We start from the raw sequence: 12,783 nt of genomic DNA on the forward strand, positions 1-12,783 counted from the left end.
CTACAGCTCTATTGGATATCGGATAGAGAATCATGCTCTTGATTAATCCTTTAATCCCTGTTGCCCGCCCCCACCTCAGGATGTACTTCCTCCGGCAGCGTCTTGGAAGCGCTGGGAACCTGGCGCGGCTTCAGCTTGATGTCATCAGATGAACAAATGACGATGCTGATTTGCCCTCCCTGCGCGTAGGCTCTTATAAGAACAGGATGATCGTATTTGTTCTGGAATACAAAGTCTGGACCATCCCAGCTAACGGTTGCGTCACGCCCAGACGGCACATATTTGACATTCCGACTATGGGAATATCGCTCGACTATTGTTAGGCCGGCCCGATCTGCCGCATTAAAAAGCGTAGAAGAAATTTGACAGATGCCTCCGCCGATATCCTCCGACATCTCACCTCTAACGATGACAGGAGCACGCAAATAGCCGCTCTCTTTCGTCCGCTGGCCTACGACTTTATTGAAGGAGAAACGTTCATTGGGGAAAACGACGTAGTTATTGATGGCTTGTGCCGCTAAATGAACATTATGAGTACGGTTTTTGTTATTCGGATTGTAATAGGTAGCGTAATAGCCTATTTTTTTGACTTTTATTGAAGAAAGCAGCTCACTATCGACTCGCGGATAAGCAACCATCATCGGTGCTTCTAACTGTGAGAATCCGCCTTCGAAGATAAACCGGTAAAACTGTATTTTCATGGCGGAGCGATCCAGCTTGCTGCCTGCTTGCTCAGGCTTGATTCGTCCCGCTCCGTCAAGAGTCGCATTCCTTGCAGGCTGTTGCACCTTTCTATCAATAGCAGCTATCCCACTATCCAGCTTGATGTTATCGATGAGCGGAATGCCGGCAGACGAATCGCTGTACTCCACCCTTCTCATCTCGGATACAGCTTGGCCCTGTTGCTCAATGACAAGCGATTCGGCATAGCCTCCCTGCTGAAGCAACATCATGATCGCTATTACCCAGTGCAGCCCCATTGTTGATAATCTCCCCCCGAACGGCAGTAATCGTGGTAGTATGATTCATTTCGTAAACCTGCATACATGTGGATGAAGTTTCGCTCATGCTAAGCAGCTTAGCTGTTACATAATCAAGTAGCATATTGTCAAAAATAATAAAAATGAAGATAGGTCGGAGGCTGTTTATGAACAGAGTGCTCACTCGAATAATCGTATGTATACTTATCGCAATCATCTTGCTGCCACTGTCAGAACGGGGTTATGCGCATGGGAACAGCCATATGCTAATCCATAAACCTAAATCCTCAGATCAATCCCCAAATATAAGCAGCATCATTATGACGGTGGGATCATCACGTCAAGCCGCTTTCGTCAGCGAACTTCGCATAGAGCGCAGCGAGCTCGATCAGACAATCCGTAAAGCCAAACAGAAGCAGGCTGAACAAGCGGACATTTACCCAGATATTTATATTACCCATCTGACTGCAGAAAGAGATGAATATCGGCTTGAGCGCAGCGGTCAGCTATGGAATGAATCACAATCGGTACGTTTAGAGCTGAGCGCAAGGCTTGCCAAGCAGCTAACTGAACTTGCAGATGGGCTGAGGAAGCAGCATTACGGGAAACTGCTGACATGGCAGCAGGCTACTGGATTAATGCCTAACAAATCCATTTTCTCTGTTACAGAGCTCCAGTCTGGCTTAACATTCCGCGTACAGCGACGTGCAGGCAGCGACCATGCAGACGTACAACCTTTGACCAAAGACGATTCACGAATCATGAAACACATTTACAATGGGAGATGGAGCTGGAAAAGAAAAGCGGTGCTCGTCCGCACAGACGGTGAATGGGTTGCTGCTTCAATGAACGGCATGCCTCACGGCGGTGACGGCATTCCGGAAAACGGCTTCTCCGGCCATTTCTGCATTCATTTTCTCGGCAGCTCTACTCATAAATCGGAGTATCCCGATCCCGCCCATCAGATGATGGTTCATAAAGCAGCAGGCCAGCTAGAACCTTATTTCGATGCTGCTGAGCCGCTTGTGCTTGCAAAAAGCTTCATAGAAGCTATGTATCATCAGGATGAAGAAATCATACGGCTGCTTACTGAAAAATTGCCGAAGGAGCAGCAGTCCGCTTTTATCCAAGGTATGTACGAACTTGTGTCTATTAGGGAGCAGCTTCCCGCCAAAGGAAAAGCAGAGCCTGCACCGAACAGGGGGAGTTTGGGAGATGCTCTGCTTACTGAACTACATGTACCTATCACCATCCATCCCATTAACGGGCAACGCCGCAATAGCAGCTATACTTTTCGTTTCAATCGAGCTTCCGTGCAATCGCCTTGGCGTATTCATCATATCGAATAATATCTCTACACAAGCCTAAACGGTTAAAGCCATCCTTCGGCAGCGCCGCGCGTTTCATACCGAGAAATAGAGAGAATGCATAACCAAAGCATATTTCTGCCCATACATCGAAAAAATCCCCTTAAGACGAAGCTGCCGATGAATTCGGCAGCCCCACGCCTTAAGGAGATCGTTGGTTGAATGCTGTTACTCGAGCAAGCTCATGACGGAATAGATAACTTTCGCAGCTTGCGCTCTAGTTGAATGTCCTTTAGGCGCAAACGTATGGTTCGACATACCGTTTATGATACCAGCCGCCTGCATTTGCTCTACCGCTTGAACTGCGTAATCCGCAATTTGAGCTTGATCCGAGAATGCAGCAGCACTACCCGCTTCCAGCTGTAAGCCGGCAAGCTGGCCTGCGCGATAAGCCATCACTGCCATATCCTGACGTGAAATCAGCTCATTCACGCCAAAGGTGCCGTCCTGCTTGCCTTTGACGATACCAAGCCTCTCCGCTGCTGCAATAGAGCTCGTATACCAAGCATCAGGCAATACGTCTTGGAAGCTGCTGACCGCTTCGCTGTCTTCGAGATCAAGCGACATCATTAGCATTTTGATAAAGGCCGCTCGGGTCACTTCATTATTCGGACGGAAGGTTCCATCGCCGAAGCCATCAAGAATGCCGCGTACAGATAGCGCTTCGACGGAGTCAACGGCCCATGCCGCTTTATTCAAGTCCGTGAATGCTGTAGCTGCAGCATAGGCACTGGCGTAGTAGCTGAAATGATTGGTCTTGAACGTGACAAGACCTGTTTGGCTGTCATACTTTCCATTGCGAACCACTTCCAGCTTACCGTCATCCGAAATGTAATACACGACAACTTTGCCTGGTTTCTCGCCTGGTTGAAGCGTGTATGGAACCGAAATTTCTACAGCTTTCTTGCCGCCTTCAAAAGCACTTATCTTCCTTCCTCCCACAAATAGGTTGAAATCATATACGTCTGCCTGACCGAGCTTATTACGCACAGCATCAGAGAGCTCAGTTGTATCCACTTTCGCGATGGTAAGCTGCAGCGCTTCCGTGCTCGTTCCCGCCGCTCCTTCAAGCGCTTTATCCGAGAAGGTCACTTTCACTGCTCCAGTATCAATCGTCAAGTGTACGTTCTTCGTTGTATGGAGGCCTGCAATCCCTGCACCCGGCAGCGTTACCTCTACCTGGTCAGAATCAGTAGAGCCGTTCACCTTAATAATGACCTTGTTGTTAATCGCTCCTTCTACTGCCTTCTGCAGCTCTGCCGTATCTACTGTTGCCACTGCTTTCCCGCTTGCTGTTACCGCTTCAACCGTTACTTGGTTGCTCGCAGTTGCAGGTGTCAAGGTAGGCACTGTGCCGGAGGATGATCCAGACGCAACAGGAGTTGGCGTTGGTGTAGGCGTAACCGTTGTTTCGGCTGTCAGCGTCAATTGCTTCTCGCCTTTAACGCCCGAACCGTCAGTCGCAGTGGCGATTACTTTGACCGTACCGGCTGCCGCGGCTTGCAGCAAGCCGTTAGCTCCAATTACAGCTAGCTCTGTTGCACTGCCATCCACATTCGTAACTGACCATGCAACTGCTGTACTCGCTCCTGGTCCTGCTTGAACCTGTGCATGCATCTGGAGCGTGCCGCCAACAGATAATGAATCGGCATCTCCTTCCGACGTTACGGTGATTGCCGTAACGAGTGATTGAATGTAAGCGATGCTAGGCGCCGCTGGTGTTGCCATGCCATGTCCCAAATAGAAGCTTGGATGCGGCGGCTGGTTGTAGGCTACATTCTGCCAAGCAATGCCAAGTCGGTAAATCGGGTCATGCATCAATGTCCGAATTCTGTAATCCGTTTCATCCACGGTGGAGTAGATTCTAAACTCACTGCTATCCTCGGAGCGCCACATAATCTCCTCGCGCCAATCCCCATAAAGATCAGCCTGCAAGCTTGGATTGGCTTTGGTTGAGTTGTTGGATGCCGCCCCAGTCGCCGTCAATAAATTGACCGTAACTTCATTCTCATAATCCCATTTATCAATTCGGTTATAATCCTGCAGCTCGCGCAGCAGATCTCCATCCCACCATACGCCGAAGTTGGTCGATGTTGGAATGTTGGACGTAATTTTCTCGCCCTTCGCGCTATACAATCCTGTTACAGGGATATGCTCCGCGCTGACGATATTCGCGCTCCACATCTCTTCCCCGGGGTATCTCGGATCGAGATCCGCAGACATCCCTCGTCCAGTATCCACACCGGTATGAACGCCCCATATGACTTCGCCAGTGCGAGCGTCTTTGAGATTCATTCCGTAGGGAGCATCCGTATGCTCTTGTACCGCGAATATTTCTAGACCTGGACGCTCTGGATCCAAATCACCGAAATGCATCGCATCTCCGTGACCAAGTCCCGTGTAATATAGTGGCGTACCATCGTCGTCAATACCCATCGAGCCGAAATGAATTTCATCCTTCCCGTCGCCGTCTGAATCACCAATCGATAAATTGTGATTGCCTTGTGCTGTAAACTTTTCGTAGCCCTCTTGATTCGAATCGAATACCCAGCGCTTCGTCAGTTGACCATCGCGGTAATCGTAAGCAGCAAGGACAGTCCTTGTATAATACCCTCTGCTGAATATCATGCTCGGCCGCTCGCCATCCAAATAAGCGATGCCCGCAAGGAATCGATCTACACGGTTGCCGTATGCATCGCCCCAAGCGGCAACGTCGCCGCGCGGCGGATCATATTCCGTCGTAGCGAGTGCTTTGCCCGTCAATCCCTCGAACACGGTCAAATATTCGTTGCCAAGCAAGACGTAACCCGTACTGTTGCGGTGATCCTTGCTTGGATCGCCGATCGCCTTGCCTGTTCCGTCAATCGTACCGTCTGCAGTCTTGAACGTTACTTCTGCCCGTCCGTCGCCGTCCATGTCATAGACCATAAATTGCGTATAATGCGCTCCGGCACGGATATTCGGTCCAAGATTGATGCGCCATAATCTTGTGCCATCCAGCTTATAAGCGTCCATGTACACGATGCCTGTATAGCCGGCTTGCGAATTGTCCTTGCTATTGGATGGTGACCAAAGCATCACGATTTCGTATTCACCATCGCCATCCAAATCACCTACGCTGGCATCGCCCGCCGAATACGTATAAGGCTGACCGTCCTTCGTATAATCATCGGCCGGTTTTTGCAGCGGAATGGATTTGTATTGCTTCTGCCAAGCAACGAAGCTTCCTGTCACAGCCTGCTCTACACCATTCAGAACCGATGTAATATGGTAGGCAGATGCATCTGTACCTGCTTCATCCAGATAGTTCGTGCTTGTCGTAATGATCTCCGTATTCAGCTTAACGCCGTCGCGGTATACGTTGAAGCCAATCGTTTCCGGGTCAAGACCCAGCATACGCCAGCCGATATAATTGCCATTCTCCGTCTTGATCGCTACTGGAGATCGATCCAAATATTCCATCTCGCGAACCAAGGTTGTAATCGCCTCGGTGCCCAATGCTTCAGACAGCTCAGAAATGCCGCCTTCATTCACCGAAGCCACTTTGTAATAATAAGGAATGGTAGTTAGTACCGTACTGTCCACATAAGCTGCCGTGCGTGACTTCCCAATCAGCTCATAAGTTCCCGCAGCTTCTTCAGAGCGGTAGATATTGTACATTCTTGCCTGTGGAACAGCCGTCCACGTCAAGCTGATCTCGCTTTTTTGGATGGATGCCAACGTAAGCCCAGTAGGAACCGCCGCCTTTTCCACATCCGCATCAATCATCGACACATTAAGCTCGTTTGAGGTTACGGATTCGAAGCCCGTATTGTCAACGGCTGTAACCGTATAGACATAATCAAGCCCCACATCCGCTGTCGTATCTGTATATGTGGTTTGGGTCGTATTCCCCAAATGCTCCGTTCCGCTGGCAACGGTTGCCTTCCTGTACACCTTATAGATTACTGCGTCCGCAACGCCTGACCATGAAAGCTCCGCTTTGATCGGATCACTAGTCAGATTAAGCTCGTCTAGCTGCAACTGTGTCGGCGCAAGCAAGAGCGGCGTTATTTCTACACCGTTCAAATGTGCGGTCTGCCCGCTGAACACCATATTGAGCTGGCCGTCCTTCACCGCAATCATATTAAATACCCGCTCGGCAATGTTTTCTCTACCCGAGGTTACGGTACCGACACTTTTGCCTTCAATGCTGATATCTGTTCGAGTAGAACCGATCCAGTCGCCGGTATACGTTTTGACCGAATAGTAGCCATTCGGCAAATCCACCTTGAATTCATAGCTATTGCCGAAATATGCAACGAAATCACGTCTTAACGCATCCGTCGCTGCGCCGCGGTCGCGATCGATCATGCCGGTGCTGTCCGTTATGCCGTAGCCACGCTCCGCGTTATAAATCGTATTGCGAGTAACCTCGCTGTAACCCTCGGCTACCACGCCTCCAATTGTTCCAAAATCATATTTGTATGCGGCAGCCTTCGTCTGGATGAATACCGCATCCGATGGAGCGGATTCCCCTTTGCCGTTAACCGCCGTTACATATACATGATAGCTGCTGCCCTCTATCAAACCTCCCATATTCAAGATTGGAATCGTAGAGGTGCCTATCATCGTATATGCGCTGTCTTGTTCGGTTGAGAGCTTGCGATAAACCTTATAAATATCTGCGGTTGCGGTTTTATCCCATTTGAGCAGAGCGCCCGCATTGCTTATGCTTCCAGCGAGCAGACCTGACGGTTTCAGCGGCACCTCAGCTGGCAGTGCACTATCCTTAACCGATTGTGCCAGCGGCAGGTCTAGCTCCTTAATGCCGCCAGATAGCAAGCGAGCCAGCTGAATGGCACCATATTCTTGGAAATGTGTATCGTCTGTCGAGCCGTTCGGGAACGCGCCGTATATGCCAGCAGGCGTATGCAGAAACACAGACAATGTTGCTGGAGCGCCTATCTCATCATAATAGGCAATGCTCAGCGTACTCAAATCGACCAAATCCACATCGAGCTCAGTCGCAACTTCCTTCATCGCCTGCACGTATTCGGGGAAGCTGACGTTGAATTTGCTCGTATCCGCGTTGAAGCTTCGTCTCCCCATCGGTGTGACCAGTATTGGCGTAGCGCCACGCTGCCTCGCACCGTTAATGTATGTTTTCAAATAGTTTTTGTAGTCGGCCGGTGCCGCATAACGATCGGGAACACTAATCGTTGCGTCATTATGACCGAATTGCACAAGGAAATAATCGCCTGGCTTGATCGCTCTCAGTACTTCATCCAATCGGCCTTCGGAAATAAAGTTTTTGGTGCTCCGTCCGCCGATCGCATGATTTTTGAAAATCACATTGTCAGAGAAAAAGCTAGGAATCATCTGTCCCCAGCCTGCTTGCGGAAGCCAGTAGGGATCATAGGTTTGAACAGTCGAGTCACCCGCGAGATAGACGGTAGGCAGCTCGCCTGCAGTACGTGCCGCCTTCTTCGTAATAACGAGCGCATTCACTTTCGGTGCAGTGCCGCCAAACTCCAGGTTCAGCTGTCCATCTACCAAAGCGATATCAAAGCTCATTTCAAGAAACTGTCCGGCCGGCCTTACTGCACCTGCATCCAGTCGCTTAACCTTCTCTATATTCTCCGCTTTAATTAAAACATCCGTAACATCATTCAAATCTCCGGCTATTAGCGAAACAGTATAGTCTGCATTCGGCAGATCTACTATGAATGAGGTGTCCTGCACAATGGCAAAATCAGTACGAAGCGCATCCGCGCTGCCACGATCAGTGAAGCTCACCTTCGCCGGATCTGCGAATCCGTATTTCCGTTCAGCCGTATAAGCGACTGCAGTAGAAATGGCTGTATATTGCTCGGCTACTGCTTCCTTGCCGAAATCAAAACGAATGACATCTCCCTCCGGCAAGTCCACCGGTGGCACATATACACTGCTTGCAGCATGTGCAGAAAGCTCGGATGAGCCTTGCGCATTGCGTGCTTTGATTTTGTAATAATATACTGCAGTTGTATTCGCTGTTGTATCTGAGTAGGCTACTCCCGTCGTATCGGCTATTCTCGCATAGGAGCCATTGTCGGCATCTGACCGATATATCTCATAATCTACAGCTCCAGCGGCTGCACTCCAAGCCAAGTCAACGGCTGTTGCGGTTGTTTCCGTTACCGCGAGACCTGTAGGCACTGCAGGAGGCTGGAGCGCCGGAATAGTCGCAGCCTCGCTAGCTGTACTCAGCGCAGACTGCTGGCCGAACGCATTGCCAGCCGATACGTAATACGTGTAGCTGCTGCCAACAGCAACGCTAGTATCCGTATAACTTATACCGACTACCTGCTCGGCAATCGCCACTTCAGGCTGGCCGTCTGTCGCTCTGTAAACATAGTAATAATCAGCATCTTCCACCGCTGTCCATTCCATAGATACCCCAGCAGCGCTAATCCCAGTCAGCACTAGCCCAGCTGGCGCAGTCGGCAAAATCTGCTCGATAATGATGGCGTTCATGGCGCTAAATGAATTATTGCCTGTCACTTGAATGTTCATTTGACCATCGAAGATGGCTGCGTCATAAACCTTGCTATCAACAGCCACCCTTGTACTGAATGCTTCCTTCTCTACATTTTCGATAGACACCTTTGTTTTATACGTGGATGTCCCTGCGAGCAAATCTCCTGAAAACATCGTTACCTTATAATTTCCGTTCGGCACGTCCACCTTAAATTCATAAGGGACGTTATTTCCTCCCAGAATAAAATCATTGATGCGATCGTCCGTCGATTCAGAACCCCGATATCTTGAGCCTTGGCTCGTATTTAATCCATAGCCTTGCTCAGCTGTATAAAGATTTGATGCGCTAACCCCAATGAATCCCTCTGCAACAGGACCTCCCGTGTTGCCTGCCGGTGCCGGCGCGGTCCCTAGATCAAACTTCCATACCAATGGCTCTGCTGCAGCCAAAGCCTTTGCTTGTTGTATAGGCAATCCTGCCCATACCGTGGAGACAACCATTAATAAGGCAAGTGCTAACGCGATGCTTCTTTTCATTTGGCTACTCATACAACGTCTGTTCCCCTTTCAAAAGTAGGTTGAATTAGGCGGTAAATATTCCAAATGACTGCGGGCATATTGCGAGGATTGCGAATAGAAATATCTACCTCCTAATAGTAACCTTATAAAGAATGCGCTTACATTATAAAAAACCATGTGTTTTGTTTAATTTACCGTGTTATTTGGTCCATATTTACTGTCCAGCTATTGGAATCTATTCTTTTGCTGAAAAAGATGGCATGGACTATATAGGTGAAATCATAAAAAACTGCTGCAAATAAGGATTGCGTGTAAACGTTCTGTAGCCTCGCTCAGCGTGATAGGAAAGATTGGTTATAACCAGTCTTTCCCAACAGTAGTATGATAAAATACCTATCTATTAACAGGTATACATGGATATAAGAAGAAACGCCTGACGGCGTCCTTTCAATAAATGCCTTCGTTTCAGTGAAACGTATTGAGAAAGGATGAGAAAACACCTCTACTTTCCTATACGTCAAGGTGAAACGTCTATTGACGTCCTTTGGCGGCGCGGCGCACTTCATACCGAGAAATATAACGAATGTATAGCCTCAAGATATAAGTTCCTATATGTAAAAAACGAGATATCCCTCCTCCCGCATGCGAAAACGTAGGCTCGTTAGGCGTACGTAGGGAGGATTAAGACTCTAACGGACATCATGGGTGCTTAAACGATAAATGAAAGCCTTTCTTACTTATAACGGTCATGACTGCCTCTTAGAAACAGATTAGCCGGTTGAAAATAGGTGAAATTCGTTCTAAGCGTCCCTGTTGTCCGTTAACCATCACACTCTTGGTTTATTAGCATCTAAGCTGCGCTCATGTCCGTTATTACCAGCGGCGGGTATCGTGGAGGGGGTTCTCTAACGAACTCTATCAACCGCTTTCAATTGTTTGTCTCTTTCTGACGAGCATCAAACGAGACTGAGCCTTGGACTGGTTCATTCTATTTGAAAAGGAGAATCCCTACGATGTACGAACTTTCGCGAGATTTATTTTACAAGGCAAAATCTCTTCTTGAAAATGGCCATTCTCATCCCGAAATCGTATCGATCATAGAAAATAATAATCCAGGATGGATATTCACCGACCAATTAAACTCACCCAAGTCTGCCTTAGTTTGGAGTAAAGGGATGGAAGGTTTCTACCTTATCGGCGACCATCACAATGAAGCTTTCACAGGCCAGCTTCATGAATTTATTACAATCCACATTTAACCAAGAATGAAAGGGCTCGGCATACATTATTTCGAAGTTTCCGGCCATCACAGCAAATGGGATTTGAAATCGTTATTTGCTGCTAAAGATCTTCACTATTGGGAAGATTGGTCTACAAAAATCCTACATTTACGAGAAAAACGGTACAAATGTAAGGATCGTTGCTATGGTCGTACGGAGTGAATTTAGAGGTACAGGAATAGGAACACGCTTGTTTTCAGAATCTGAGAATTGGGCATTCTGCCAAGGGGCAGCATCCATGTCACTCAATAGTGGGAATCGACCGGAACGAGAAGCCGCTCACCTTTTTTACTCACGAGCTGGGTTTGCTCCAAAAAGTACTGGCTTTATTAAAATGATCAATGAAAAGGCGGACTCCTAGTTTTGAACAGACTCTTGATGAATCTGTTTTGATACAGCAGTGTCATAGAAGTAATAAACCATAAGTAAGAAATGGCGATACAAGGATCACCCTTGTACCGCCATTTCTTCACTTTTACACATTTTTTTCATCAGTCAAGCTATCCTTCAAGTGAGCATACTTACTTTTGAGACAGACCCATTCAAAAAGGTTATCCTTCAACCCGTTGAATCAACTGATTGAAGAATAACCCTCCCTTTTAAATTGTTCTTTAATTTTTATGTTACTTGTTCGTTTGGTCCAAAATTTTCAGAAGAACAGTTACAGCCTCTGCTCTTGTCGTTCCGGCATTAGGATCGAATTGATTATTTCCTTTTCCATTAATAATGCCAAGCTCTTTGACAGCTGAGACGGCGCTTCTCGCCCAAACTGGAATAGCTTCTTCGTCCGTGAAGCCCATTGTGGAACTCGAATTTAACGACAGACCTAATGCATTAGCAACAATCATCGCCATTTCCGCGCGAGTAATGGCTTCATTCGGACGGAAGGTCCCATCTACATAACCTTTTATAAATCCAGCTTGCACGGCTTGCGCTACTGCATTCTTCGCCCATTCCCCAATTTCTGCCCCATCGGTGAATACCGACGATGCTGCTGCACCTGATCCTTGAGGTTTCAACGTATTTATCAGCATCACAGTGAATTCCGCCCGTGTTACGGTTCGATTGGGTTTAAACGTTCCATCTGGATAACCAGTAACCATTCCGCTTCCTACTGCTTGCTTGATTGCAGTCTCCGCCCAATGTCCGGTAATGTCACTAGGTTCTTGCCCATCCACTGCCGATTGGCCTGTGGCGAATACCGCAAACTTCGTAAAGTGATTAATCTTCACCGTAATATAATTGCCGTTTATTATTCCGCCAGCCACCTCTACCCAGCCTTTTTTCAATTCATCATAATAGAAGACAACCGCCGATTGGCCTTCCTTCAAAAGGGCAGGATTAAACGCAATGGAAAGCGAGACGGGATTATTAAAGTTCTCCTTGAAGTTTTTAAGAATCTCATAGACCGCGGTAATCAGTACCTCATTATTATTGAGATGGTTTTGTGTGTCCGTCAATTTGTCGATCGTAATTCTCAGCTCTTTATCTGTAGCATTAGCTGGAATTGAAATGATGACTTCCTTGCCTAAACTAACCTCTCCCGCCTTACCAGCCGGAACCGTCAGCTTTCCATCCGTCGAGCTTGCTTGTGGGTCGCTTGGAGGTGTGGAACCGCCGCCAGATGGTGGTACAGCATTAACGGAAACTGTGTACGTAACCTTCGTCATACCATCCTGCGCGATTACAATGACCTTGGTACCAGAAGTTAAACTGCTTGATATAGTTACTCCGTCGGTATCATAGATTTCAAAGGTCGCTCCCGCTGCTTGGATGATCGCCGCCTTTAAAACAGCTATCGTTGTGCCGTAAGGAATATTCGAGATGCTCTCGTTCGCCGTTCCGCCTACACTTACGGTCCCTATTGTAGATGATATCGTAGCATCGTGGCTTAAAGCTGCGCTATTCGTTACAGTTACTACCCAGTTCTGCTGAGTGCCATCTGCCGCTGTTATCGAATAAGTAACCGGTAAAGTGAAATCGTTTCGGGTTGTCCCGCTTACTTGGGCTGTGGAGCCGACCTGCGCTGAGGCTCCTGCAGATATGGTGAACGTAGCAACCAACGCTCTTGCATCCGTACCGTAAGGAACAGTAAGCGCTATGTTTGTCCCGCTAATCGTACCTGTTACTGCTGGCGTC

General features: G+C 48.1%; 6 protein-coding genes. 3 read left to right on the plus strand and 3 right to left on the minus strand.

All coding sequences use genetic code 11. The annotated features are described in order from the left end of the window. Window positions 1-50 precede the first annotated feature (50 nt). On the minus strand, window positions 51-980 hold the full coding sequence (locus FGT79_RS17350; protein WP_138754097.1) for a VanW family protein: 930 nt from the start codon (window positions 978-980) through the stop codon (window positions 51-53). A gap of 167 nt (window positions 981-1,147) precedes the next feature. On the opposite strand from FGT79_RS17350, the gene FGT79_RS17355 reads away from it, so the two are divergent. Beyond that, window positions 1,148-2,329 (plus strand): hypothetical protein, encoded by a 1,182-nt coding sequence (locus FGT79_RS17355; protein WP_138754098.1) that lies wholly within the window; start codon window positions 1,148-1,150, stop codon window positions 2,327-2,329. A 186-nt stretch (window positions 2,330-2,515) separates the two neighbouring features. Here the strand turns inward: FGT79_RS17355 and FGT79_RS32280 are convergent, their stop codons facing one another. After that, the gene (locus FGT79_RS32280; RefSeq protein ID WP_138754099.1) at window positions 2,516-9,394 is read right to left on the minus strand and encodes a rhamnogalacturonan lyase family protein; all 6,879 of its coding nucleotides are present in this window, start codon (window positions 9,392-9,394) and stop codon (window positions 2,516-2,518) included. Window positions 9,395-10,377: 983 nt separating this feature from the next. Here FGT79_RS32280 and FGT79_RS17365 point away from each other — a divergent pair. Further along, on the plus strand, window positions 10,378-10,623 hold the full coding sequence (locus tag FGT79_RS17365) for a hypothetical protein (RefSeq protein WP_138754100.1): 246 nt from the start codon (window positions 10,378-10,380) through the stop codon (window positions 10,621-10,623). A 76-nt stretch (window positions 10,624-10,699) separates the two neighbouring features. Further along, the gene (locus tag FGT79_RS32580; RefSeq protein WP_138754101.1) at window positions 10,700-11,005 is read left to right on the plus strand and encodes a GNAT family N-acetyltransferase; all 306 of its coding nucleotides are present in this window, start codon (window positions 10,700-10,702) and stop codon (window positions 11,003-11,005) included. Between the two features lie 262 nt (window positions 11,006-11,267). Here the strand turns inward: FGT79_RS32580 and FGT79_RS17375 are convergent. After that, window positions 11,268-12,783, minus strand: a 1,516-nt coding sequence (locus FGT79_RS17375) for an S-layer homology domain-containing protein (RefSeq protein ID WP_171056298.1), incomplete at its 5' end; no start/stop codon positions are given.

It is taken from the genome of Paenibacillus sinopodophylli (assembly GCF_005930355.1).
GTDB classification, from domain to species: domain Bacteria; phylum Bacillota; class Bacilli; order Paenibacillales; family Paenibacillaceae; genus Pristimantibacillus; species Pristimantibacillus sinopodophylli.

Excerpts from the sequence above, each read along its gene's own strand:
- FGT79_RS17355 (WP_138754098.1), top strand. The coding sequence starts at position 1,148 with ATGAACAGAGTGCTCACTCGAATAATCGTATGTATACTTATCGCAATC.
- FGT79_RS17350 (WP_138754097.1), bottom strand. The coding sequence starts at position 980 with ATGGGGCTGCACTGGGTAATAGCGATCATGATGTTGCTTCAGCAGGGA.
- FGT79_RS17365 (WP_138754100.1), top strand. The coding sequence starts at position 10,378 with ATGTACGAACTTTCGCGAGATTTATTTTACAAGGCAAAATCTCTTCTT.
- FGT79_RS32280 (WP_138754099.1), bottom strand. The coding sequence starts at position 9,394 with ATGAGTAGCCAAATGAAAAGAAGCATCGCGTTAGCACTTGCCTTATTA.